We start from the raw sequence: 22,841 nt of genomic DNA, 5'->3' as shown, positions 1-22,841 counted from the left end.
TGGTATGTAGTCGATTCCTTTCCACAGCAACCTGACCAGGCAGAGTTGCCTGGGCTGCCTTTAAAGCCCGCCTCATAGGTAAGCAGCACATTGAATGCGCCCATTACGTTAAATTTCTTGGTCTCATGGTCAAGTATCATTATCAGGCCGTAGCTTGTTACATGATTTGCATCTGGCAAAATATCGCCGAGTCATTTCCGATGCATCGAGGATGACGAAAAATGATGGAGTCCGGAAGGAAGGCGCGCACGTTATGGAATCGTCGAAAGGAGGTCGATTCTGCGAACGTATGTTGGCTATTTTCTTTCTGGGGGAAGCGCACGTTGGGCGGACTTTGCACAATCTGGCTACTGGCGTCGGCGGGTTGCGCCGTTGGACCTGATTTTGTCCGCCCGAAACCACCGGCGACTGAACGTTACGTGCCCGACGCGCAACCGGACGTGACCGTTTCTGTAGAGGAGCAGGCGCAACATTTTGAACAAGGTGCGAAGATCGCGGCAAATTGGTGGCATCTGTTCAAATCCCCCAAGCTGGATGCCCTCGTGAAGGGGGCAATCGTCAACAATGCAAGCCTGCAAGCGGCACAGGCCGGCTTGCGGCAAAGTCAAGAGAATTTGCGGGCCGGTTATGGGGTGTTTTATCCGCAGGTGGATCTTGCTGGAGGTTTTGCCCGCCAGCGGTTCTCGGCCGCTCGTTTCGGCGCCAATACCAGCACCATCTTCAATCTCTTTACAATATCGACCACGGTGAGTTATGCGCTCGACGTATTTGGGGGCCAAAGGCGGGCGGTAGAGGGCCTGGGTGCTCAGAGGGATCTTCAACGTTATACGGTTCTGGGCACGTATCTAACCTTGTCCGGTAATATCGTGAATACTGTGATTGCCCGAGCGGGTTATGAGGCTCAGATTCAGGCGACGCAGCAACTGATTGGTTTACAGCAGGAACAAATCAAGATTACCGAAACGCAAACACGGGCAGGCACGGTTGCATATGTGAATCTGGTCAGCCTTAAAACCCAGTTGGCGGCTCTTGAAGCCACGCTTCCCCCGCTTGAGCAGAAGCGCAGCCAGGCTGAGCACCTGCTTGCCACATTGACTGGCCACGCTCCGGGGGAAGGAATAGCTTCAGAGATTGATCTGGCTGATCTCTCGCTGCCAACGAAACTGCCAGTGACCTTGCCTTCCGAATTAGTGCGCCAGCGTCCCGATATTCTGTCGGCCGAGGCTCAGGTGCATGAATACAGCGCCAATATCGGTGTTGCAACAGCGGAAATGTTTCCCAGCTTCACGCTGAGCGGCACCTATGGTCAGAATAGCCGGACTCTCCTGGATGTTTTCATGAGGAGCGGCAACTTCTGGAGTGCAGGCGCCAACTTCGTTGCACCGTTATTTCATGGCGGGACGCTGTGGTTGCATCGGAAGGCGGCGATCGACGCCTATAAGCAATCCCTGGCGAACTATCGCCAGACTGCCCTTGATGCCTTGGCTCAAGTGGCCGACATCCTGCTGGCGCTGGAACACGATGCCGAGGCGTTGCGAAGTCAATCGCAAGAACTCGAATTGGCGCAGGAAACGATGCATTTGATACAGACCAACTACCAGGCAGGTCTGGTTAATTATCTGCAGGTTCTGATTGCCAACAGCCAATACTTTCAGGCGAGGATAAGCTATCTTCAGACACTGACTCAGCGTTTCCAGGATACCTCGGCCCTCTTCGTCGCTCTGGGTGGCGGCTGGTGGAATGCCGGCGGAAAGGAGCAATTGTCACGAAGCGGCGATGTATTATTCAATCTCGAACCGCCGCAAGAAATAGATAAAGCACGTTAGTGCGCCGGGAGGCCGGCCAGGAGTAGAGAGTGAGAGACCCATACTTCGCAAGGAATGAAAAATCGCCATGAATCATTGGTGGACGGCATTTTTTTAATCACAAGGAGGCGGTATATGTCATATGTATACAAGATCGTGGACTCGCCCATTGGCAAATTAAAGCTTGTCTCAAACGGATCAAAGCTCTCCGCAATCTTGTGGGAACACGATAAACCAAATCGGGTACGGCTTGGCCCGATGCACGAAGAGAAAGGCAGTCCGATTCTGGCAGAGACGGAACGGCAACTGAATGAGTATTTTGCAGGGAAAAGAAACTGTTTTGAGCTTGAGCTCGACTTCGTCGGGACCGAATTTCAAAGAAAGGTCTGGGAGGCGCTGCTGACGATTCCTTTTGGAGAAACCCGCAGCTATCGCGAAATCGCGATACAAATTGGCAACGCAAAGGCAGTTCGAGCAGTTGGTGCAACAAGTGGAAAAAACCCGATTTCAATTATTGCTCCTTGTCATCGCGTAATAGGTACATCTGGCAATCTCACAGGATTTGCTGGAGGACTCGGAACAAAAAAGCTGCTGCTCACTTTGGAAAGTGGTGATACGTTGCAAACCGTAGCTTGAATGTGTCGCCCAGCTACACCACGAGCTGGAGGAATATGCCGGTAGCGCATGTTCGCGCTGGCTTAAGTAGGTGGTCAGAGCAATTCGGGATCAATCGAGTTCGACCCCATAGATTCCCCTCCATAGATTCCCCTTTTTTTCGGTTATATTTGATCTGGGGCGATTCGGCGCATCAGCTTTCCTGGCATTTTCAATGAGATGATCTATATTAAAAATAGCCAGTTCATGTGACGTGTTGGGTTTTTGATCTGGTTTGGAACTCATATTTGCGAGGGGGAAAAATGGCGGAGCAACGTGAAACCTATAAGGGTCGGGAGATTATCCTTCGAACCGGAGCGGAAGCTTCTACCGCGAGAGCTACGGCAGGGATCAGAGAAGACGAAGCGGGCGCCGAGGGGACTGAACTATACATCGATGGGGAGCGAATCTTCACGGTGCGTGATGCAGGTGGAAAATATATTGCATCCGGCTTTGCCTTCGACCCCCAACCTTCGCCAGTCGATTTAGCCAGGAAGATTATCGACTACAGGGAAACGGGGGAATAACATGGGGATCCGAAAAAACCAGTCCAGCCTGACAACTGCCGAGAAAGCAGCATTCGTTGCTGCGGTGAAAGCGCTGAAGGCAAACGGCGACTACGACATGTTCGTTGCTCAACATCGCGCCGCCTTTATGGCCAGCCCCAATGATCCTGCGCACCGCGGCCCAGCATTTTTGCCGTGGCACCGGGAGTATCTTCGCAGGTTCGAGCTTGCTCTCCAGCAGATCGATTCAAGTGTTTCCATACCCTACTGGGATTGGACAGTCGACAGGACGGCGGGAGCCTCGCTTTGGGCCTCGAATTTCATGGGCGGCAATGGAACGGGCGCCAGCCGGCAGGTTACCACCGGCCCCTTTGCATTTTCGACCGGAGAATGGACGCTTACGGTCCGTGATCCCGGCGATACAACCACTTTTCTTACGCGCGCTTTTGGCGCAATGGGATCGCTGCCGACTCAGCAGGGTGTCAGTGCCACCCTGAATGTGGTTCCGTATGATTCCGCACCCTGGAACTCCAATAGCAGCACTAACACAAGTTTTCGTAATCGATTGGAATCGGTCATTCACAATCCGGGGCACATGTGGGTTGGCGGGTCGATGATGGCTATGGCATCTCCCAATGACCCGGTGTTCTGGCTGCACCATTGCAATATCGATCGGCTATGGGCGGAATGGCAAAGGGAAAATCCTGCGGCAATTTATTTGCCGCCCAGCGGTACTCCCAATGTGGTGGCGGGTCACGGCAGGGACGATCCCATGCCGCCGTGGGACAATGAGGCGTCACCGCCTACGCCGCTAAGCGTTCTCGATCATCATGCGCTCGGCTATACGTATGACGATGAGGGGGTGGTGTCTCCAGAGGTCGTGCCCCTTACCGTGGGCGCGCCGGCTACCTCGGCCTCGATAGGGCAGGCAGGAGAAATCGATATATATAGTTTCGTCGTGACTACGCCAGGAAGCCATGTCATTGGGACGCAAGGTTCAACCGATGTGGTGACGGCCCTGTATGGCCCCAACGACATGGCAGCAATCATTGCTGAGGATGACGACAGCGGACCAGGCGCGAATTCGCGGATTGAAAGAAATCTGTCGGCGGGTACGTATTATGTACGCGTGCGGCACTACAGCGGCTCATCAGTCGGGAACTATAGTATCTCGGTAAGCGGATCGGCACCCCAGCCAGGTATCCTAACCATTCAGGTGAACGGTCCGGCAGTGCAGGGAACGATCGCTGCTGCAAATGAGAGGGATATGTATACATTCACGGTAATGAATCCCGGCACCTATACAATCGAGACCGCTGGCAGCACCGACTGTTTCCTTACATTATTTGGCCCCGATAATCCGGTCACATTCATCACCCAGGATGATGATAGCGGTCCCGGAACCAATTCAAGGATTGCCGTCAACCTTGCGTCTGGCGTTTACTATGCCCAGGTCAGGCACTACAGCCCAACCGGCACGGGTTCTTACAGCATTTCGGTGAGAGACTGATCCCGCATTCCGCATTATCCTGGATAGAGCTCATCCTTTCTGCATTTGCAGCGAGCAGCACAGGCTAAGTTCGGCCATCCGCCGAGGAGAAATCGACGCCTTCCGCGTCGTTGCGCCTTGCTCTGCACCCCCAAAACCGCTCACTCCACCCCGTCCAACTGCCGGCGCCGGCCAGCGCGTGAGATGGTGAGGCCCAAAAATCTGGTACTGTGGCTGCTTTACACAATAAAAATTCAAAAGCAAGAAACACGTTTCTTGCTTTTGAACATGGATATATAGTGAATGCGTATCTTGCAAAGGACAAAAAATCGCCATGAATCGCTGGTAGATGGCACTTCTTCAATCACAAGGAGGCGGCATATGTCATATGTATACAAGATCGTGGATTCGCCCATTGGCAAATTAAAGCTTGTCTCAAACGGATCAAAGCTCTCCGCAATCTTGTGGGAACAGGATAAACCAAATCGAGTACGGCTTGGCCCGATGCACGAAGAGAAAGATAGTCCGATTCTGGCAGAGACGGAACGGCAACTGAATGAGTATTTTGCAGGGAAAAGAAACTATTTTGAGCTTGAGCTCGACTTCGTCGGGACAGAATTTCAAAGAAAGGTTTGGGAAGCGCTGCTGACGATTCCTTTTGGAGAAACCCGCAGCTACCGTGAAATCGCGATACAAATCGGCAACGCAAAGGCAGTTCGGGCAGTCGGTGCTGCAAGCGGAAAAAACCCGATCTCAATTATTGCTCCCTGTCATCGCGTAATAGGTACATCTGGCGATCTCACAGGATTTGCCGGAGGACTCGGAACAAAAAAGCTGCTGCTCACTTTGGAAAGTGGTGATACGTGGCAAACCGTGGTTTGAACGCGTCGCCCAGCTACACCACGAGTTGAGGGATGGTGGTAGTAGGACATGTCCGCACGGGCTTAAGTAGGTGGTCAGAACAATTCAGGATCAATCGAGTCCCGCCCCCATAGATCCCCCGCGATTTCATTTCCTTACTTTCTGATCAAGATATTTCTGTCAAATATCCTTGACTGAACTCCCTTCGTCGGTCACCCAATGCACGGAGCCACGAACGGAATTACTCCTGAAACCTAGCTGGAGAAGTAACTCTTGAGCAAGATCGCTCATAGAGTATCGCTGACTGTTAATGCTTCTCTTTTACCTGTTGCTCGGGCGATGCTATAGATAGCTCTGTGCTGGCGTTATCGGTATTCTTCTTGACCTGCGTTAGAATAAAAAAGAGGTCCTTATAGAGAAACACGATGACAACAAATGATAAAAAAAATGCGGTTGCCGATCAATCTTTTGAGAATGTCGGCAAGTTATTATCCAATCAGTCGGTTCTCGGGGAACCGGAACCTTGGGAAAAGTGGGAAACCCAGCTGTGCTTGTGGAGCATAGGCATCGGTATCGCGGGACTTGTAATCCTGGGTGTTTTGGTGGACTTGTTTCTGCTCCCCGGATAAATCGATGGAAGCCGATCTGGAGGTCCGGTTGGTACATGATGGCGTCAACTGGATCGCATACCATCAAAGTTTCGAAGCTTGTGGCGAGACTTTGCTCAAACTGGACCAGGAACTGACCCGATGCCTGCTGGATAAGCAATTATTTCCCGAGAATAGTCAGGTTACCGTATTCATGGTTTTTGACTATAACTGTATCCCGACCTGGATACGGCAGTACGCCTCTCATTACTTCAACCGCTACATCCGGCTGGATTTGAAATCAACATACTGAAAGCGCAGTAAACCGGAGCAGGAAATAAGTGAAATGAATAGAAAATGGTATTCCGGCATGGCAGGAACAGAAGACTGGTGGGCTGTCTGGCTGGGGCTCACCATGTTTCTGGCAAGCGTCAGTTCACTCTGGGGATTGGACCTGACCGGCTGGATGGCGAAACCCAGCACCTGGGTATGGGGAGAATTTTCTCTTGAAGGTGTATTGAAATCCAGCGGCAAACTAGGCTGGCATCCGACACTTTCATGGCTGGTAACCTATCTGGTATTTACCACGTTGACTTGTGTGGCGGCGTGGGCGATGAAATTCGATCTGAAACGGTTCCTCGCCGGATGGACCATCCTTTTTGTGATGACCTGGGCAATATGGATCGTTGGACAGGAAGCCCATTTCAAGGTATCGGTTAATGAGTTCGCCAAATTCGGCTTATCCTGGGGATTGTCTCTCGGAGGTGGATTTTCTTATCTACTGGCCCTCTTGATTGGGTTGATTATCGGAAATTTTTTCAAGGGTACTGCCGGGTTCCTCAGTGAAGCTGCGAAACCGGAATGGTTTATCAAAACAGCAATCGTGTTTCTGGGTATAAAAATTGGTGTCATGTCCATCGAGGCGGCCGGTTTCATTACCGAGCTGGTCGTGACCGGTGTTGCAGCTACCTTTGTTGCGTACATGTTGTTCTGGCCCATTGTGTATGCGCTCGGCCGTAGGGTGTTTCATCTATCACGCGATGCTTCGGCCGTACTCGCTTCCGGCATTTCCATTTGCGGCGTATCAGCTGCCATTGCCACCGCCGGTGCCATCCGCGCCCGCCCGGTCATTCCAGTCGTCGTCTCGATACTGGTTGTAATCTTCGCCATGTTCGAGCTCATCGTCCTGCCAGGTCTTTATACCGCAATAGCCCCAAACCAGCCCATCGTTAATGGGTCTGCTCTGGGGTTGACGGTCAAAACTGATGGCGCGGATGCAGCAGCAGGAGCGATGCTCGATGAATTAATGCGGGCAAACGCCGAGGCTAATCTGGGTGTGAGATGGAAGGAAGGCTGGATTTTAATGGCTTCGCTGACCACTAAAATCTGGATCGATATGTTTATCGGCGTTTGGGCTTTTGTATTGGCGCTTGTATGGGTATACAAAGTGGAGCGTCAACCTGGGCAATCTAAAATCGGACTCATGGAAATCTGGCACCGTTTTCCCAAATTTGTGCTGGGCTATCTCCTGGTGTGGTTTTCATATATCGCCATTGCTTCCACCGGACCGGAAATTGCCAAAACTTTGCATGAGGCTGCGACCCCAGTGGAAGGGTCCATGCGAACCATGATGTTCATGCTGACGTTCCTCAGCATTGGCGTCATAACCGATTTCAGCAAACTCAGGGGAATGGGTAAACTGGCGTTACTTTATGCAATTGCCTTGTTCGGGATCATCGCCCCGATCGCTTATGGTGTTGCGTGGATATTTCATCGCGGCATGATGCCGCCTACTCTTTGACACGCTTCCGGAGAGCGGGGGTTTGACGCCGTTTTTTCGGGTGGCTGGTCGGTTGGAACGCCTGCTGGGTTATGAAGCTTGAAGCGCCACTCATGTTATTCCGCCATGCTGACACCCGAGCCCCCCATTTCTTTCGGAAGGTCCTTCATCTTCGGCAACCCGTCCTCGATGCGGAATACCTTCTCCTGATAGTGCACATGAACGCCGGGGTGGTACGGAAAGTCCGGAATGACTGCTGCATACACATCCGTGAGTCCCATGCCTGGATGCTCGGTGAAGATGTGGCCCCCGCAAGTTTTACACCATTTGCGATAACTGCGCTGTGTCTTGTTGTAAACGCCGATGTTTTCTGCGCCGAGCGTGATCTGCACCGCTTCGGGTTTCCACAAAGTGAAGGCGTTGACAGGCCCTGCCGACCAGCTTCGACACGACTCGCAATGGCAATAACCCATTGCAACCGGTTCACCGCTGACCGTAAACTGGACCGTGCCGCAAAAACAACTGCCTTTATAAGCTTTTCCGTTGTTCATCGTAATGTACTTACCAATTTTGTAAGAATGGTCAGACAAGAATGAAAGGAACGGTATTGCGAATTGCGTCACCGAGTTCCTTCGCATCTGATAATGCAACCGGCGTACTGCTTGGGAATATCCGAACATGCGGTTTGGCACGCTCAAATAATACCATTGCCAAGGCATCATCATCGAAACGCGAGCGGTATACCATTCCATGCGGCTCACTCGCGTGGTCATGGATGGCTTTCGCTAACGCCTGCGGGTAAGTGTAATCGGCGCCTGCAAGCTCCGCCAGGTTGAGCCGAAGTGTTTGAGCCCCGTCACCGTGAATGGCAACGAGCTTTAACTTAAGGGTATCCAGTAGCAATTGTACCGCCGATCGATTGTTGTAGTCAGCGGCGGGGATTTTTAGATCGGGACGATCGCGAACAATCGTCTCAAAAAAACACGTTTTAAAGTTGCGAGCACAATAGAGGGTGCCGAAGCTCTGATCCGGCGAATCAAAACGGTAAGTACCTGCCGCACGAAACCCGGGTTCGCTGCTTGAATACATGGTTTTACAGATCCGAAAAAAAGCCGCCTCTGTAAAAGTATGTAGCGGCAACGTGACAGGAAAAGATGCTGGCAGGGCCTTCATCAATCCGCTTCCGCCACCAGTAGGCGAGCCACTCGCGTTACCTCATCCAGCTTTCCTTCGCGAAGCAAATTCAACGGCACTTCACCTTTCAGCAAAGGCTCCGGTTGCTTGAAAAACAGATATTGCGCCCAGGGATCAAGAGGCGACAGCGCTTTCAAGACATCGGGCATGGCCGGGATAAGCGCATCTTCGAACTGCCACGAAGGATAGCGATAGCCACGCTTCCCCGCCTCAAGCGCTAAAACCCGCCCTGATTTCCGCCGGTTGTTAAGTGCTTCACGGCTCATGCTCATTCGGCTCGCTGCTTCATCAGACGTCAGCATTTCATCGTTCGACCAGGTTTCCTGCTTGAAACGACTGCCTTCCTCCTCGGCTGCAGCAACACCTCCACCTACGGGCCGGAGTGTTGTCCAGTCAATCGTTGTGCCGGGATCGAACGTATGTGTCTGATGCCCGGGCAATGAAAACTTTTCAGTGACGGCGGCTCGTGTACGTTGAAGCGTGTCAGCTACGACCTCCTGAACTATTTCATTGACCAGGTTAACCATGTGATCATTCAACGCGCGCGAGAATTTGGTCGCTTCCTTAGGGAACAAATCGCTCACTATCTGATCGAGGCTTTCCTGTCCTTGTCGCATGGTTTTGGTTGACATGTTGATTTCCTCCTGACGAAATATCAGTTTACACCACCGATCAAGTTCGTCAAGTTCGTCAAGCAATTTTCAATTGAGCTTGACAATTGTGCCGCCACAATCCGCTACCGTGCGGTAGCGTACCGATAACACCGAGGGGTATGCGTATTGTTTGTAATTGTTTCTACACAGGCATGTTGAAGCACATATTTTTATCTATCACCGCAACTACCTCTTGGGAGCTTGAAATGAAAAAACTTATATCGACCGTTATTCTCACCGCCTTCACGGCTGTTTGCAGCTTCAGCGCAATCGCTGGATCGGATGGATCTGACAAGAAGAAGGAAACAATGGCTAAACCAAGCTCTTCTCAAGATAAGAAGGATGGAGACAAGTATGGGAAGCAGCCAAGCTCAACCTCTGAGGTCATGAAAGAACAGTTTCCCAAGGATTTATCGCCGGGAGAGAAATACGAATACAGAGATCAGGAAGTAATGGACAAGAAGCCATATAAGCAATAATAGTGTCCACGGTTTCTTGATGAGTTTTTAAGATCGGGAATCGCAACAGGGAACCTTCGGGGGGAGCTTAACCCATCGGCGAGACGGGGTTAGTCACTACACCGGTCTCGCCTTCCAGAACAGGCTGAAGGAGTGCCGATGGCTTGCTCGATAAGCCGTAATGGGATTTGTCGGGATAACGCCCTGACAGAGTATGCTTGGCTATTCCACAATCGTAGACGGCGACGTTCGGCTCAAATTCCCGATGCGGGTTCCCTGCTGACCAGCTTGGTAGCGTGCGGCACGTCCGTGGAAGACGAAAAATCGAGATAGGTTAGCACTATTTTGACATCGTCCTCTCTTGCAGAAACCGAAGCCGCGTCTCCTCTTCCTTTTTAACCTGCTCGATCTCTCGCAAGACTTCGCGAACGTCCGCAGGTCGATTATCAACCTCGATACGGCCCGTCAGTGGCGTGTCGGGGCGAAGCAACCCGGACTGATACAGAGCCCAGATTTCCTTGCCGTACTGGGTAGTGGCAAGCTGAGGCGCAAAGGTGCTAAAAAATGTCGTCAGGTTGGCGACGTCGCGCTCAAGCATCGCGCTGGCATTATTATTACCTGCTGCATCAACAGCCTGAGGCAGGTCGATAATGACGGGCCCGTCGCGGTCGATCAGGATATTATATTCAGACAGGTCGCCATGAATGACCCCGGCACACAGCATGAGAACAACCTGGTAGAGTAGTTTTGCATGATAGTCCAGCGCCAATTCTTCATTGAGCTCCACATCGTGGAGGCGGGGTGCCGCGTTACCTTCCGCGTCCGTCACCAGTTCCATTAGCAGCACGCCTTCAAAACAGCCATAAGGCTGTGGCACCCGCACGCCGGCGGCGCCAAGACGGTATAACGCATCGACCTCGGCGTTTTGCCACACTTCTTCCTGCATCTTGCGCCCGTATCGCGAACCTTTCTCCATGGCACGCGCTTGCCGACTATTCTTCACCTTGCGGCCTTCCTTGTAGGACGCGGCTTGCCGGAAGCTGCGTTGATGCGCCTCCTTGTATACCTTTGCACAGCGTATATCTCCACCACACTTAACCACGTAGATGATGGCCTCTTTGCCGCTCATGAGCTGGCGGACTACCATGTCCACCAGCCCCTCTTCAACGAGTGGCTTGATTCTGTTCGGGGTCTTCATAGGTGTACTGGCTCGATTGGAGAAAGATTCCATGTCTCATGTCGGTGCGAATGAAACCACGGGTTATTTTCTTATTATCCCAAATGCGAAATAAAAAACCCCAATTATTTGATGGTTATCTTCGGTTCGATGTCATAAGAACGTTTCTTGTCAGATGAATTCGCTAACATTTCATCCAGCACTTCATGAACAAATTGTTTAACCCAGATAATTCATTAGGACGCGAGATGATGGCGAGGCAGGTTGCGGCAGTTTTGCCGGTTGGGAGAAGTCCATATCTTGGTCTATGGACGCCGCGCAGGTAGCAAAAATGGCGGCGAAAATGGCCGCAAACTGACCGCCAGCACTCGCGTAGGCTCGCAGAGCCGCCTAATGAATTATCTGGGTTGAATTCCTGCCGCACCTGAACTACGCGGCCCTGCCACATTCAATATTGAGGTCGAGTTTGTTTCGAAGAAAATCCTGATCCATTCACGTCACTCGTTACAGCGATAAACATGCAGGCATGGCCGATCAATTTTCTGAGCCCATTCCTGTGTGAACTGTGATCCACCGGTGAGTTCTGCCGCTGGCGTGATGATCAGCGTGGCATCGCTGTCGCGCACGTTCCACTGGGTACGCTGCCGGTAGTTGCGCTCCGGCGTTTCGCGCAGGCAATACAAACTGGGAACCATCCCACCCCATCTTCTGCGCGCCGCCCAGCCGGGCATCAGCCGCCATGTTGGATATCGTTTGCTATAGCCCAATCCAGCGCGGCGCGGTCGACTCCGGTCTGCCCACCTGATATGATTTTCTGAATCACTGCACTTCAACTCGTCTTGAGCTTAACCGAAAAATTCGCAATTCCAATCTTGAAGAGCAATTTAGCCGCTGCATCAAGTGTCCTGAATTCGCGGGTTTCACGCTTTCCTGTTTCCAGGGGTTTGCCGTCAATAACGACCATATAACCGTCGGACATGACGGCGTAATGCACCTGCACCTGTTTTACCGCATTAGCGTCAAGTAGAAGTTTCACTTCACGCTCTATCATGCTTTATCTTCCGCCTATAACGCAGCAGCAGGAGCATGTGCAACCCAAGTCTCAAACAAGTCTTTCTGCTCGATCATTGTGAGCAAGTCCCCTGGTTTCACCTGTAAAAATCTGCAAAGCTTTTCCAACACCGCGCGATCAAAGCTGTTTACCCGGTCATAGTAGTACCGGTCCAGCGTGGCTCGGGCAATACCCGTTGCACGGCAAACATCGGCAACTTTGAGCCGCTTGGCTCCAAGGATGGTGGATAGTCGACAGGTGATCATTTCGGAGGCATTATTAATCGAGTTCGATCAACTAATATCACTAAATGAGCAAACAGTGCTCGCTCACACTCCGTTTATTAAGCTGGGTAGGAAAAGTCAAGTATGGGCTCAGCGGTAAATACGGATACTTATATCTATCCGTAAGCAGCTGTATATCGGTTATCGGCCCTATTTGCACTTTGTGAAATGCTGCACTATGTTTCATGCTTGGCCACGAGTTTGTACTCTCATGTGCGACGCCCTGCATGGATGTGGCTATTCTTGGCGTTTCTCGTTTGAATAGTCCACTTGGTCTATTGCATGGCCTAGGTCTGGAAGCCTATGTTGCATAAATGGATCATAAATAACCAGTAAGTTAAGGGTATGATAATGAACACTCATAATTTTATAAGTAGATTATTCGGCTTGGCGATGATAGCCACGTCCATCATCGTTGCCGCACCCGCAACAGCATTTACTTTTCAGGATGATCCTTCCTCGACGTGGGACGGAGACTCATTAACGACACGAAGTATTATCGGCAACGTTGTCACCTATCAAAACCTTTTTGCCCGGAACGACACTACCAGCCCCTTGCCGGCATTGAACTTCGCTATTCCTTTCGCATGGCCGAACGTCGACGATTCCACCACCTACCTGCCCATGCAATGGCGTAATGATCTAAATAGTTGGTATACCAACAACTTCAACAACACCGGCACCAGCCTCACTGTTAGCTTGACAAGTCCAGTCGCCAGCTCCGTGCTCATGGGGAATCTGGCCGATTTGACTGGAAATCAGCAGCTTCCATTGACCGAACCCTGCCAGAGCGGATCGATCAGTTGTACCGACGCACCTTTCCCTCCAGAAACCCGCAATTCGACTGACCTTATTCCTGTTTTTTCATTAGGCGCATTTGCACCCAACGAAACAAAACGATTTGATCTTTCGTTTACTTATTCTTTTGGTGATCAAAGAGTTGGAGCTTTACCAACCGCATTCATCGGCAACACGGTATCACCCATACCCGAACCCGAAACATACGCCATGTTCCTGGCTGGCCTTGGTCTGCTGGGCTTCATGGGGCGTCATCACAAAAACGCTTTTAGGTAGAGTTGATGCCGAGCCGCAGAGGGACAAAAGTCCTTTCGTGGTTTTTTCATTTTTTAACACGTGAGATGTGACGTAAGTCTACTGTCGATCTTCCAAATTTCAATACACTACGATTTTGAACCCACTGAAAATCTTCCTGTTCCTGATTTCTGCTCTGGCTGGTTGCACTTCGACAGCAGGCGATCACGAACCTGTCAGAACCGAAGACGGTTCAAGCGTTTATTCCCTTACAACCTTATATGATGGCAATCCGGAATCAAGGCTGCGGGCTGCCGAATGGCTGGATATCGATGCCAAGAATCTGTGCCTGTCGGAATATACGCTCATCTCTGAAGAATCGGTTCCCACCTTCAACCAGATTGGGGCGGTAATCTCCTCGCGCCTCGTGTGGGAAATAAAATGCCAGGGTACGGGCGAGGAGCCGCCACCTTAGGCCCCCTCCCGTGCGGTAGCGCACTGAATAGACGGGGGAACATGACGTATCGTTGGCACACAGCAATATTGCTGGAGAGATCAAGGAGCAAGTCATGAACTATCGTTCAACATCAGAAAAGGCGTCGCCGCATTCTCGACCTTTGGCTGGGCTGACATTAAGCATCGCCGGGTTGATGCTGGCCTTTTCCGCACCGAATTTAGTTCATGCCCAGCAGGGGCCAATGGATAGCCCCATGCCTGGGCAATCTTCGGATGATCAATACAAGCAAGGGGAAACGCCCACAGGGCAGAAATACGGCGTCATCAAAAAGGGTGAGCCCCATAAAAGCGACGCCGCAACAAAAAAAGGGGATCGCAGAGGAAGCAAGGACGACATGAAAAACGAGGCCAAGCCCGGCACGGACTCAACCAATGATGGAGACAAAAGGGAGTATTAAGAAGGAGCTGCCTCTCTGACGCCTGCTCCGCCCCTTTTAATTCATGGCCGTTATAAACCTGAGGTTTAAGGTCAGAATAGGAGATATAAAAATGATCAAAACTATTTCCGCCTTCATTACTGCCTGTTTCATGGTTATTTCCAGCTTTGGCGTTGCGGCGGACGAGAAAGCGCCAGTCTCGGACAAAGATCGTGAGATGCGCGAACAGGTGCCGGCCAAGCTGGATGGCGGTCAGGATAAGAAACAACAAAAAATGGATGATAAATACCGCGACAAAGCTGGCCCCGCCCTTAAAAAAGATCGTGAAATCAGGCGCGCGGAAGTACCCATCAGCTCCAGGCATGGACAAGGGCTAGGCTGAAATACAAATGCAGCCTATGAAAATTGCTCTTGGCATATAGCTTCATGCGGGTGCAATCGGTGTCGTCTGGTTTTCTCTTTCGAAAGTAAAATCCGGGATGCCGGTTATCACCCAATTCGGATAACGTGGGTAACCGTGCGCATCGCCTGGCGCTTGCTAAGCACCGCTTAATTTTCTTAACGCCTTCCGAAAATCTTTCGGAACCTTTCTTAAGAATATGACGGCAACATTATGCAGCTAGGATTGCGCCGCGACCGGAGGCTTGCTGCATGACATCTTGTAAAAAGCCCTCAGCGGACGGACAAGGGCGGAGCAGGATGGGGATGAGCAAGGATAAAAATATGCAATAATAATTGTCTGTTTTCCCTCTCCTTGGGTCTGTAGACATCAATGTTTAGCAAGCATCAAGGAAGCAGACACAAAACACTTCAAGCATCGTCAATACTGGCTCTTTCCAGTTTTGTCGTATTTGCTCTCTTCTTATGGCAAGGGCATAAGGGCTTCAGCCTGTGGGATGAAGGTTATCTTTGGTACGGCGCTCAGCGCGTAATACTGGGCGAGGTGCCTCTCCGGGATTTCATGTCCTACGATCCGGGCCGCTATTACTGGTCTGCCGTTCTCATGAGCTTGTGGGGCGACAACGGCATTATGGCTTTGCGTGGCGCGGTGGCGGTTTTTCAAGTGATTGGATTATTCGCCGGCCTGCTTCTGATCGCTCGAAGTACCACAAACCAGAGCTTCGCCTACCTGTTGCTTGCAGCAGTCATACTGGCGCTATGGATGTTTCCGCGCCATAAGCTGTTCGATATTTCGCTGTCCATTCTGCTGATCGGTGTATTGGTCTTCCTGGTTCGCAAGCCAACAAGCATGCGTTATTTTTTGGCTGGCATGTGTATAGGGCTAGTAGCTGTCTTTGGCCGCAATCACGGTGTATATGGCGTTTTTGGCAGTCTCGGCGTCATGGCCTGGCTAACAATCGAACGAGTGGATCAGCCCGGGTTTATCAGGGGGCTTATGCTCTGGACTGCCGGCGTAATCGTCGGTTTTACCCCTGTGCTTCTCATGGTGCTGCTGGTGCCCGGTTTCGCCATGGCCTTTTGGGAAAGCATCCGCTTCCTGTTCGAAGTCAAGGCCACTAATCTTCCTTTGCCGGTTCCCTGGCCCTGGAAAGTGCCATTCGGCTCAATATCGGTCAGGGAAGCGATTCATGGAGTACTGGTCGGTTTGTTTTTTATCGGGACAATTGCGTTTGGTATCCTTGCAATTGCATGGGTGGGCTGGCAAAAATTCCGTCAAAAACCGGTTGCACCAGTGCTGGTTGCAACCGCATTTCTGGCGCTGCCTTACGCACATTATGCTTATTCCCGCGCTGATGTCGGTCATCTTGCGCAAGGTATTTTTCCATTATTAATGGGCTGTCTGGCGCTGCTGGCTGCACAGCCCGCCAGGATCAAATGGCCTTCGGTATTCTTGCTGGGTGGAGCAAGCCTGTGGGTGATGCTTGTCCTTCATCCAGGCTGGCAATGTGGCGCCAGCAAGCACTGCGTGTATGTCGAAGTTTCCGGCAACGAACTGAACGTCGCTCCAGACACTGCAAGCGATATCCGCCTGCTTCGAAAGCTGGCTGACGAATATGCGCCGCATAGCCGGAGCTTTGTTGCTGCCCCTTTTTGGCCGGGAGCCTATCCATTGCTGGCAAGCAAATCTCCTATGTGGGAGATCTATGCCCTGTTTCCGCGAAATGAAGTTTTTCAGCAGCTGGAGATTGAACGCATCCGGGCTGCTAACCCCGGCTTTATTTTGATATACGATCTGCCGCTCGATGGACGAGAGGAATTGCGTTTCCGTAATACACATCCGCTAATCCATCAGTACATTCTGGATAACTTCGAGCTAGTGCCCGGCTCGCCTAATCCTGCCTACCAGATATACAAATCGGCGTAATCAAACAAGGAGGCGAAAGCTGCTGGTGCAATCCCTCGCAGAGCTGTCAGAGCCCATGCAGCGACCCTCAGCAGCCTGTGTAAATGTGTACATATAAACCAGAAGAACCGCTTACTTCGATGAACATCAGTATTGTCCGATGCTTCGCCCGCTAGAATGCCCAAGCTGGGTTACGCGCTTTTTATTTGCCAGCGTTGACTGAACTGCGTGCCTACGGGATAAGCCCGGTTCAGGCTGTGGCGGTTAGCGCTGCTTGACTCTTCTTTTTGCTCGCGCGTGAGCTGCACCAGCTCGTGCATTTTTTCTACCGTAGTGCTCCACGAGGTTTCCGACACCATTTCTCTCATCTTGACGATATCCTGGTTATGTTCTTCCGGGGTTGTCAGTAATGCAGTTTCGCATGCCTTGATAAAAGCGCGCGAGGAGTGCGCAATAGACACCACATTTCCATAAAGATCTACAATATCAACGACAGGCGTACTTACGATGGGCAGCTCGGCCGCCATGTATTCGAGCGTATTCGTGGGATTGATAAAGTGACTCGATTCGGTTATTGCGAATGGCAGCAAACACACGTTCCAGCCAGCCAGAAATTGTGGTAGCGCCTTATAAGGCTGTTGTCCCAGATAATGAATGTTATGCCGCCGCGGTAATGTGGCCGGATCTATTTTTACCACCGGTCCAGCAAGGACGATCTGCCATTGCGGATGCGCATCGGCGATGCGGCCGATGAGTTCTGTATCAATTCGCTCATCAATTACCCCATAATAGCCAAGTCTCGGTCCCGGAATATCTTCATGTGCGGGGTGCACGTGGGTGCGATCAAGAGCTTGTTTGAAATGTACCAGATCAACGCTGTTAGGAAAGTAATGAACATTTGCATGGCGCCCCTGCTTTGCCCGATGAAGACTGGGGCCTGCGGTGAAAACAAGATCGGCTACTTTCAGTAATGCATTTTCCCGCTGAAGCATCTGTTTTGGGGGATTTTTGAAAGCGGCGAGTTCGTCCATGCAGTCATAGACCACGAGAGAAGGGTTTAGCTCCTGCAGTAGCGGTAATGCCATTGGCGTATAAAACCAGGCCAGGTGTTCTTCGTCGATGCCGACAAATTGACGCATCAGTTTGATTAAATGCGGCAATTGCTCATCATGAAAACCAGGTGCCGCGACCGGCGTATGAGGTTTGAGTACGATTATGTTTGGTCCGGGAATGGATGTTTCAAGGAAGCTGTCATGTTCATGGAAAACCGGTTCTTCAATAAAAACTATCTTGTAATTTTCCGCTAATCCTGACAGAAGATGTTGGGGCCGTTGATACGCAGAGTCCCAGCGAAGGTGGGAAAAAACAATAATGGTCGTCATTTACGGCTCCTTGAGTGAACGGCGCTTGAGTTGCCCTGCGCCATTGATGTGGTCCAGGCTTGCATAGCCTGATTAGCCAATTAGAACGTGATGTTTCACTATCAGGTCGCGTTCATTGAATACACTGCATAAGCTTCGCGGTTGAGGCGCTGATCAGGATTCGATTCAGCTGGTGTCCGATATCGGCATCGTTCTTATGTATACCGGCTATACGTACTCAACAGTGCAATGATCAAGGTTTTTAGAGAACGCTACTGTGCGATAACGTACATTTGCCCTTTCGATGTGGCGGCATTTATAGAGCCACAGCAAAGCCCATGCTCTTGAGCGCGGATACAGCCGTGTTTATGTATATTGTTTGAGCGGAGACCATGTAGAGCAGCGGAATGGTAGAAGCGCCAACTGCGGGGTGATGATGCATGTGGGAGCCTGAAAACCAGGTGGTGTTTGATTGATACCAGCAGCCTGTCGGACTTGAAGGAAATCGGCTGCAAAAGCGTCTGTCTGGTTCATATTTCGCCGATTTTTCGGTCAATAGAATAACTATTGACCTTCAAAATCCTCGAAATCTGTCCTCAGTCACTTTTTCGCTGCGATTCTTCAAGTCCGACAGGCTGCTAGGGCGTGAGAACAACTTTGCGGCAATCGTCCTCTTTCCTGTCGAAAATCTTGTAGGCAGCGGCCGCTTGAGCAAGGGGCATACGATGACTGATGATGACATCGGGGTGCAATTTCCCCGATTCGATATGATCCAACAGTTCGGGCAGGAAACGCTGTACGTGAGTCTGGCCCATCTTGAATATCAAGCCTTTCTCAAAAGCGTCACCAAACAGAAATCCATGTATGTAACCGGTATAAACTCCGGGCACGCTGACCGTACCTCCACGGCGTACGGCAGCAATACATTGGCGTAGTGCGACTCCACTGCTGCCTTCAAGCTTGAGATTGGTCATTACGGTTTCGAGCGCGCTGCCTTTCGCTTCAAAACCTATTGCATCGATAGCGGCATCAACACCCCTGAATGAGGTATTTTCGATAATGACTTCAGCAGGGTCGACTTCATCAAAATCGATGGGAAAAATGCCATATGTTTCACGGGCAAATTCGAGCCGGTACGGGTGATGGTCGACCATGAAAATTTTGTCCGCACCCAACATGCGAGCGCAGGCGGCTGCCATCAAACCGACAGGGCCGGCGCCAAAGATGGCAACGCTTGATCCCGGGCCGATATCGGCGTTAAGTACGGCTTGATAACCGGTCGGCAGAATATCGCTCAAGAATAGGACTTGTTCGTCGGCGAGCGTTTGGGGGATTTTGATCGGGCCGACGTTGGCCTTTGGCACGCGCACATATTCCGCCTGACCGCCGGGTACACCTCCATACAGATGAGTATAGCCAAAGAGCGCCGCACCTGAGCGCACGTTCTTCTTGTTCATGATTGTGCCGCGATCCGGATTTGTTGTCTCGCATGCTGAAAATAACTGTTTCTCGCAAAAGAAACATTCGCCACAGGCGATGACAAACGGCACAACTACCCGATCACCTTTCTGTAGCGCCGCGACCTCGGATCCGGCATCGACAACCACCCCCATAAATTCGTGGCCCAGGATGTCGCCATCCTTGAGCTCGGGTATTTTCCCTCGATATAGATGTAAATCCGATCCGCAGATTGCAGTCGCCGTAATTTTAAGAACGACGTCGTCCGGTTCCTGAAGTATCGGATCAGGTACGGTATCCACCCGAACGTCATAACTTCCGTGATAGGTAAGCGCATGCATCCGAATTTTCCTCCATGGCGTTTTCCAGGAAAAAAACGGGTGACCAGTTAGTAGACGCTGGCAGGCGGCCTACTTGATCACGGGAGTACCGGGCGGGATCCTTGAAGCTTCCTCCGGACTTATCCTGCCGTCCCGATCTATATCGGCGGCTTCTCTATTCGCCCGATTCAATTTGTCCTTCACTGGATTAGTGCCCGTAATTATCCTTGAGTCAGGTTGACTCCCTAACACGGGTGGATATGGAGTGGGGCCACTCTGACCCGGAACTGGCTGTCCGATAATATTGTTGTTTTGTCCGGGCGGCTGCCCAACGATGGAACCCCCTGGTCCCGGTGTAACCTGGGCATAAGCCAGTCCCGGTGCCAGGAAAAATGCACTGGCGAGTACCAGGGGCCGAGCCATAAATATTGAATAGCGTTTCATGATTGCTCCTGATGTTGAGCTAAATAACAATAAGACGTTACGCCCGGGCTTTCCCGTTTTCGGTGCGGCATCGCACTTAGGGGGAGCATATGAACGTTGGGGCAGCAGGAGGAAATGATCCTTATTGAAAGAGAAACAGAAACAGGTTTCCGGGATATTACCAGCGCATTAATGAGTGGACGGGCTGCATCCTAATAGGGGTTTGCTCGTTGCTATAACGATGCGTCCATCCGAATTCAAACCGGGCGGGCAACCATTCCAATCGGTTAGGGTCGAGAATCCAGTTGTCATTACTGCCCGGCATCTTCCCGTATTTTTCGCTGATAATGGCATAGTGAGGATCTTGCTCATTAATCACCTGGCGAAGGGCACTTTCGATTTCATGATCCGCCGCTGTGACCGGGCTCTTGTCAGCCTTGCATATAATATCCAGAGGAGCACGAAAATACCAAAGCGCGATTGGACGCGCGATATCAGCCAGAAGTTGAGCGAACGCTAACGCCTGTCTGCTTTGTAAATTTTTTGGGTTTCTCGTCATAGAGCTTCTTTCCCAATCTGAACGCGCGCTTTTGCAGTTTTGCGCGACGAGGCGCTATGAGCGTGTCCAATCTCTTTATCACATCGCCATCAATCGAGGCGTAGGCGCTGCGTGCGGTTTCCTGCGCCAGCATGGCGAGCTCGTGATCGTCCCCTAGATAGTCAGCAAGCCGGTCAGCTCGTTTCAGGATTTTTACCACCTTGCCTCTTTCCCGGTCTCTTTTTGAAGAATGAAGTCCATCCATCGCGTTAAGCAGATACTTGACTTGCTTTCTCCATTCGTGAAGCGCTTCCGTAGTGGGACCTGTTTTCGCTTCAGCATACGCTTTGCGACCCTTTCGATAGATGCGCTGCAATCCTGGGTCGATGGTCGAGAAATTGATGGATGAGAAGTCTCTCTGTTTTGCCAGGTCGAGGCTGCCTTCAAGTAAACGCATGCAGTTTTCGAGCGCGGTTGATTTGCCTTGGGGATGAAGATGGCGTCGCGCCTTGACCAGGTTTCCCCGCAATATTTTTTGGAGCGGAGCAAGCTCAACCTCTTGCAATTCATCGATATATCGATCATGGAGTGAATCGAAGGCCTCGATCAACGATCGGGCATCACGCAACGGCGATAGAAAACGTCCTGCATCCCGCAGGCCGGAGTTTTCCGCTTGGTAAGTCGCTTTGCTCATTCCGTCCTGCAGCAGCCGAAGATCGGCTCGTGCCTTTTTTAAAGCTTTCCGTGCGTCATGAATGGCTTCGTCCGAGATCGGCTGTGGTGCTTGCAGGCGCTCCAGCGCTTCGCCGACCGACGTACGCAGCAGTTTTTCGGCCGGATGCCCCGCTGTCTCGGACTGGATGGACCGATTTGCGGATTTCATTGTTTCTGCTCGCGCTTGTAACGCTGCTCGGCGTTGGCCAACGTTTCTTCTGCCACTTTCGGGCCCCCGCGTTTAATGGGCTTGTATTCACGCCCCTGCACACGGTTATACGATATAAAAAAATGCTCTATTTCAGTTATCCAGCCGCTGGGTAAATCATCAATGTGCTCAAACAGGGGAGGATTTGCCGGGGTGACCGGCACGGCGAGGAGCCGATCATTGCGTATCGTTTTCTTTTTCTCCGTCTGCTCACCGGATATTGTGCCGATCAGTTTGCCTGTCAGGAGGCATCCCGGAAAGCTTGGAGCGTCGCCGATCACAAGCACGTCGAGCGCGTCGCCATCTTCTGCGCTTGTCATCGGAATGGAGCCAAAATCAAAAGGAAAAAAGGCGCCAACCGGGAGAATCCGGCTCAAGCGGAAGCATCGCGTTTTCTCGTCATACTTGAATTTGTTGCGGCTGCCTTTCGGCGTGTCGACGATGATGTTGACAAGACCTGGCTCAGCTCTCGGCTCTAGGGTAATCAAAGAGTCATTCATGTGATGCTCCTTTCCTGTTTCGGGTTTCAACGCTGAATCGATAAGGACAAGCAACATCACATCCGGTACGGCAATAGCGCCGATGTTGCGGCGAAGCAAGAATAGATGACAGTTCCGCACACAAAAATTTCGACCGGATTAGCTGAGAAGCCAAAGAGCTCGAACCAATCAACCATTCAGATTAGTGGAAGGATTGCCGGCGCGCTTGCCTGAATCTTTTTCAGTTGTTTGATGTCCACCCTCGAATATATAGGCTTTGGCAAAAATCGCTCAGTACGATAACGCACATCCTGCATGCTTATCTTTAGGCACGACAGTTATTATCCAACCCGTCACGGGTTCCTATCTCGTTTACCTGGCGGACATTCCTCTCACCAGCCGGTGGATATTGTGGTCGATAGGCTTATACCTGCTTGCTGGCTCCCGTTAGTATGGCCGCAAATAAATATGAAGCGTTTGGCGGTTGGATGCCGGCAAGGGAAAAATCGATTTTCTCCAGGTCGACTTCAAACAGTTATTCCCGAAAAATAATTCTCATGAAGGGCAGGGGTGCGATAAGTGAGTGTTCATCCCGAGTAAGCGGCTTAGCA

The 22,841-nt window shown here is 51.3% G+C and carries 27 protein-coding genes; 15 read left to right on the top strand and 12 right to left on the bottom strand.

All coding sequences use genetic code 11. The features are described from left to right. Window positions 1-221 precede the first annotated feature (221 nt). From KJS40_RS10975 to KJS40_RS10940, 8 genes are all read left to right on the top strand, one after another. Complete coding sequence (locus tag KJS40_RS10975) at window positions 222-1,826, top strand: efflux transporter outer membrane subunit (RefSeq protein WP_244859559.1); 1,605 nt, start codon at window positions 222-224, stop codon at window positions 1,824-1,826. Between the two features lie 114 nt (window positions 1,827-1,940). Continuing rightward, window positions 1,941-2,441, top strand: coding sequence for a methylated-DNA--[protein]-cysteine S-methyltransferase (locus KJS40_RS10970; RefSeq protein ID WP_213537740.1), 501 nt, complete (start codon window positions 1,941-1,943; stop codon window positions 2,439-2,441). 281 nt (window positions 2,442-2,722) lie between these two features. Next, window positions 2,723-2,986 (top strand): tyrosinase family oxidase copper chaperone, encoded by a 264-nt coding sequence (locus KJS40_RS10965; RefSeq protein WP_213537738.1) that lies wholly within the window; start codon window positions 2,723-2,725, stop codon window positions 2,984-2,986. 1 nt (window position 2,987) lies between these two features. After that, a complete protein-coding gene (locus KJS40_RS10960; protein ID WP_213537736.1) occupies window positions 2,988-4,475 on the top strand; it encodes a DVUA0089 family protein in 1,488 nt (495 codons plus the stop codon). A gap of 282 nt (window positions 4,476-4,757) precedes the next feature. After that, a complete protein-coding gene (locus KJS40_RS10955; protein ID WP_348529522.1) occupies window positions 4,758-5,336 on the top strand; it encodes a methylated-DNA--[protein]-cysteine S-methyltransferase in 579 nt (192 codons plus the stop codon). A gap of 404 nt (window positions 5,337-5,740) precedes the next feature. After that, window positions 5,741-5,944 carry a hypothetical protein gene (locus KJS40_RS10950; protein WP_213537731.1) on the top strand — a complete coding sequence of 68 codons (204 nt, stop codon included), beginning with the start codon at window positions 5,741-5,743 and terminating at the stop codon, window positions 5,942-5,944. A 4-nt stretch (window positions 5,945-5,948) separates the two neighbouring features. Further along, window positions 5,949-6,215: a DUF5395 domain-containing protein gene (locus tag KJS40_RS10945; RefSeq protein ID WP_213537729.1), complete on the top strand. Its 267-nt coding sequence runs from the start codon at window positions 5,949-5,951 to the stop codon at window positions 6,213-6,215. Window positions 6,216-6,248: 33 nt separating this feature from the next. Continuing rightward, window positions 6,249-7,703: a putative sulfate exporter family transporter gene (locus KJS40_RS10940; protein WP_244859558.1), complete on the top strand. Its 1,455-nt coding sequence runs from the start codon at window positions 6,249-6,251 to the stop codon at window positions 7,701-7,703. 95 nt (window positions 7,704-7,798) lie between these two features. Here the strand turns inward: KJS40_RS10940 and KJS40_RS10935 are convergent, their stop codons facing one another. The 3 genes from KJS40_RS10935 to KJS40_RS10925 form a co-directional block, all read right to left on the bottom strand. Further along, complete coding sequence (locus KJS40_RS10935) at window positions 7,799-8,233, bottom strand: GFA family protein (protein WP_213537727.1); 435 nt, start codon at window positions 8,231-8,233, stop codon at window positions 7,799-7,801. Between the two features lie 31 nt (window positions 8,234-8,264). Next, complete coding sequence (locus tag KJS40_RS10930) at window positions 8,265-8,771, bottom strand: RES family NAD+ phosphorylase (protein ID WP_213537725.1); 507 nt, start codon at window positions 8,769-8,771, stop codon at window positions 8,265-8,267. A gap of 83 nt (window positions 8,772-8,854) precedes the next feature. After that, window positions 8,855-9,508, bottom strand: coding sequence for a hypothetical protein (locus KJS40_RS10925; protein WP_213537723.1), 654 nt, complete (start codon window positions 9,506-9,508; stop codon window positions 8,855-8,857). 227 nt (window positions 9,509-9,735) lie between these two features. Between KJS40_RS10925 and KJS40_RS10920 the strand changes: the two genes are divergently transcribed. Continuing rightward, window positions 9,736-10,008, top strand: coding sequence for a hypothetical protein (locus KJS40_RS10920; protein ID WP_213537721.1), 273 nt, complete (start codon window positions 9,736-9,738; stop codon window positions 10,006-10,008). A 319-nt stretch (window positions 10,009-10,327) separates the two neighbouring features. Here KJS40_RS10920 and KJS40_RS10915 read toward each other — a convergent pair whose 3' ends face one another. From KJS40_RS10915 to KJS40_RS10895, 4 genes are all read right to left on the bottom strand, one after another. Further along, window positions 10,328-11,185, bottom strand: a complete 858-nt coding sequence (locus KJS40_RS10915; RefSeq protein ID WP_213537719.1) for a PA4780 family RIO1-like protein kinase — start codon at window positions 11,183-11,185, stop codon at window positions 10,328-10,330. A 476-nt stretch (window positions 11,186-11,661) separates the two neighbouring features. Continuing rightward, the gene (locus tag KJS40_RS15490; RefSeq protein WP_213537717.1) at window positions 11,662-11,859 is read right to left on the bottom strand and encodes a putative molybdenum carrier protein; all 198 of its coding nucleotides are present in this window, start codon (window positions 11,857-11,859) and stop codon (window positions 11,662-11,664) included. A 134-nt stretch (window positions 11,860-11,993) separates the two neighbouring features. Beyond that, window positions 11,994-12,215 carry a hypothetical protein gene (locus KJS40_RS10900; protein WP_213537714.1) on the bottom strand — a complete coding sequence of 74 codons (222 nt, stop codon included), beginning with the start codon at window positions 12,213-12,215 and terminating at the stop codon, window positions 11,994-11,996. 14 nt (window positions 12,216-12,229) lie between these two features. Then, on the bottom strand, window positions 12,230-12,481 hold the full coding sequence (locus KJS40_RS10895; RefSeq protein ID WP_213537712.1) for a helix-turn-helix transcriptional regulator: 252 nt from the start codon (window positions 12,479-12,481) through the stop codon (window positions 12,230-12,232). Window positions 12,482-12,850: 369 nt separating this feature from the next. Here KJS40_RS10895 and KJS40_RS15390 point away from each other — a divergent pair, with 369 nt between their 5' ends. From KJS40_RS15390 to KJS40_RS10870, 5 genes are all read left to right on the top strand, one after another. Then, a complete protein-coding gene (locus KJS40_RS15390; protein ID WP_244859557.1) occupies window positions 12,851-13,573 on the top strand; it encodes a PEP-CTERM sorting domain-containing protein in 723 nt (240 codons plus the stop codon). Window positions 13,574-13,688: 115 nt separating this feature from the next. Then, on the top strand, window positions 13,689-14,006 hold the full coding sequence (locus KJS40_RS10885) for a hypothetical protein (protein ID WP_213537710.1): 318 nt from the start codon (window positions 13,689-13,691) through the stop codon (window positions 14,004-14,006). Between the two features lie 94 nt (window positions 14,007-14,100). Next, a complete protein-coding gene (locus KJS40_RS10880; RefSeq protein WP_213537702.1) occupies window positions 14,101-14,445 on the top strand; it encodes a hypothetical protein in 345 nt (114 codons plus the stop codon). 91 nt (window positions 14,446-14,536) lie between these two features. Then, window positions 14,537-14,806: a hypothetical protein gene (locus KJS40_RS10875; protein ID WP_213537700.1), complete on the top strand. Its 270-nt coding sequence runs from the start codon at window positions 14,537-14,539 to the stop codon at window positions 14,804-14,806. 390 nt (window positions 14,807-15,196) lie between these two features. Beyond that, a complete protein-coding gene (locus KJS40_RS10870; protein ID WP_213537699.1) occupies window positions 15,197-16,750 on the top strand; it encodes a hypothetical protein in 1,554 nt (517 codons plus the stop codon). A gap of 170 nt (window positions 16,751-16,920) precedes the next feature. Here KJS40_RS10870 and KJS40_RS10865 read toward each other — a convergent pair whose 3' ends face one another. The 5 genes from KJS40_RS10865 to KJS40_RS10845 form a co-directional block, all read right to left on the bottom strand. Next, window positions 16,921-18,111, bottom strand: coding sequence for a glycosyltransferase (locus tag KJS40_RS10865; RefSeq protein ID WP_213537697.1), 1,191 nt, complete (start codon window positions 18,109-18,111; stop codon window positions 16,921-16,923). Window positions 18,112-18,728: 617 nt separating this feature from the next. Next, window positions 18,729-19,889, bottom strand: coding sequence for a zinc-dependent alcohol dehydrogenase (locus tag KJS40_RS10860; RefSeq protein WP_213537689.1), 1,161 nt, complete (start codon window positions 19,887-19,889; stop codon window positions 18,729-18,731). Between the two features lie 69 nt (window positions 19,890-19,958). Beyond that, a complete protein-coding gene (locus tag KJS40_RS10855; RefSeq protein WP_213537687.1) occupies window positions 19,959-20,312 on the bottom strand; it encodes a hypothetical protein in 354 nt (117 codons plus the stop codon). Window positions 20,313-20,785: 473 nt separating this feature from the next. Continuing rightward, window positions 20,786-21,712 (bottom strand): CHAD domain-containing protein, encoded by a 927-nt coding sequence (locus KJS40_RS10850; protein ID WP_213537685.1) that lies wholly within the window; start codon window positions 21,710-21,712, stop codon window positions 20,786-20,788. Continuing rightward, window positions 21,709-22,251 (bottom strand): inorganic diphosphatase, encoded by a 543-nt coding sequence (locus tag KJS40_RS10845; RefSeq protein ID WP_213537683.1) that lies wholly within the window; start codon window positions 22,249-22,251, stop codon window positions 21,709-21,711. The genes KJS40_RS10850 and KJS40_RS10845 overlap by 4 nt, the downstream gene beginning before the upstream one ends. A 256-nt stretch (window positions 22,252-22,507) precedes the next feature. Here KJS40_RS10845 and KJS40_RS15550 point away from each other — a divergent pair, with 256 nt between their 5' ends. Then, window positions 22,508-22,681, top strand: a complete 174-nt coding sequence (locus tag KJS40_RS15550; protein ID WP_348529520.1) for a DUF2269 family protein — start codon at window positions 22,508-22,510, stop codon at window positions 22,679-22,681. The last annotated feature ends 160 nt before the right edge of the window (window positions 22,682-22,841 follow it).

The organism is Nitrosospira sp. NRS527 (assembly GCF_018406445.1).
Taxonomy (GTDB): Bacteria; Pseudomonadota; Gammaproteobacteria; order Burkholderiales; family Nitrosomonadaceae; genus Nitrosospira; species Nitrosospira briensis.
Note: the sequence above shows the minus strand (reverse complement) of the source record. Positions and strands in the feature narration are given on the sequence as shown.

Bases quoted from the DNA above. Each gene is read 5' to 3' on its own strand.
- KJS40_RS10975 (WP_244859559.1), top strand. From the start codon at position 222: ATGATGGAGTCCGGAAGGAAGGCGCGCACGTTATGGAATCGTCGAAAG.
- KJS40_RS10970 (WP_213537740.1), top strand. From the start codon at position 1,941: ATGTCATATGTATACAAGATCGTGGACTCGCCCATTGGCAAATTAAAG.
- KJS40_RS10965 (WP_213537738.1), top strand. From the start codon at position 2,723: ATGGCGGAGCAACGTGAAACCTATAAGGGTCGGGAGATTATCCTTCGA.
- KJS40_RS10960 (WP_213537736.1), top strand. From the start codon at position 2,988: ATGGGGATCCGAAAAAACCAGTCCAGCCTGACAACTGCCGAGAAAGCA.
- KJS40_RS10955 (WP_348529522.1), top strand. From the start codon at position 4,758: ATGCGTATCTTGCAAAGGACAAAAAATCGCCATGAATCGCTGGTAGAT.
- KJS40_RS10950 (WP_213537731.1), top strand. From the start codon at position 5,741: ATGACAACAAATGATAAAAAAAATGCGGTTGCCGATCAATCTTTTGAG.
- KJS40_RS10945 (WP_213537729.1), top strand. From the start codon at position 5,949: ATGGAAGCCGATCTGGAGGTCCGGTTGGTACATGATGGCGTCAACTGG.
- KJS40_RS10940 (WP_244859558.1), top strand. From the start codon at position 6,249: ATGAATAGAAAATGGTATTCCGGCATGGCAGGAACAGAAGACTGGTGG.
- KJS40_RS10935 (WP_213537727.1), bottom strand. From the start codon at position 8,233: ATGAACAACGGAAAAGCTTATAAAGGCAGTTGTTTTTGCGGCACGGTC.
- KJS40_RS10930 (WP_213537725.1), bottom strand. From the start codon at position 8,771: ATGTATTCAAGCAGCGAACCCGGGTTTCGTGCGGCAGGTACTTACCGT.
- KJS40_RS10925 (WP_213537723.1), bottom strand. From the start codon at position 9,508: ATGTCAACCAAAACCATGCGACAAGGACAGGAAAGCCTCGATCAGATA.
- KJS40_RS10920 (WP_213537721.1), top strand. From the start codon at position 9,736: ATGAAAAAACTTATATCGACCGTTATTCTCACCGCCTTCACGGCTGTT.
- KJS40_RS10915 (WP_213537719.1), bottom strand. From the start codon at position 11,185: ATGAAGACCCCGAACAGAATCAAGCCACTCGTTGAAGAGGGGCTGGTG.
- KJS40_RS15490 (WP_213537717.1), bottom strand. From the start codon at position 11,859: ATGGTTCCCAGTTTGTATTGCCTGCGCGAAACGCCGGAGCGCAACTAC.
- KJS40_RS10900 (WP_213537714.1), bottom strand. From the start codon at position 12,215: ATGATAGAGCGTGAAGTGAAACTTCTACTTGACGCTAATGCGGTAAAA.
- KJS40_RS10895 (WP_213537712.1), bottom strand. From the start codon at position 12,481: ATGATCACCTGTCGACTATCCACCATCCTTGGAGCCAAGCGGCTCAAA.
- KJS40_RS15390 (WP_244859557.1), top strand. From the start codon at position 12,851: ATGAACACTCATAATTTTATAAGTAGATTATTCGGCTTGGCGATGATA.
- KJS40_RS10880 (WP_213537702.1), top strand. From the start codon at position 14,101: ATGAACTATCGTTCAACATCAGAAAAGGCGTCGCCGCATTCTCGACCT.
- KJS40_RS10875 (WP_213537700.1), top strand. From the start codon at position 14,537: ATGATCAAAACTATTTCCGCCTTCATTACTGCCTGTTTCATGGTTATT.
- KJS40_RS10870 (WP_213537699.1), top strand. From the start codon at position 15,197: ATGTTTAGCAAGCATCAAGGAAGCAGACACAAAACACTTCAAGCATCG.
- KJS40_RS10865 (WP_213537697.1), bottom strand. From the start codon at position 18,111: ATGACGACCATTATTGTTTTTTCCCACCTTCGCTGGGACTCTGCGTAT.
- KJS40_RS10860 (WP_213537689.1), bottom strand. From the start codon at position 19,889: ATGCATGCGCTTACCTATCACGGAAGTTATGACGTTCGGGTGGATACC.
- KJS40_RS10855 (WP_213537687.1), bottom strand. From the start codon at position 20,312: ATGAAACGCTATTCAATATTTATGGCTCGGCCCCTGGTACTCGCCAGT.
- KJS40_RS10850 (WP_213537685.1), bottom strand. From the start codon at position 21,712: ATGAAATCCGCAAATCGGTCCATCCAGTCCGAGACAGCGGGGCATCCG.
- KJS40_RS10845 (WP_213537683.1), bottom strand. From the start codon at position 22,251: ATGAATGACTCTTTGATTACCCTAGAGCCGAGAGCTGAGCCAGGTCTT.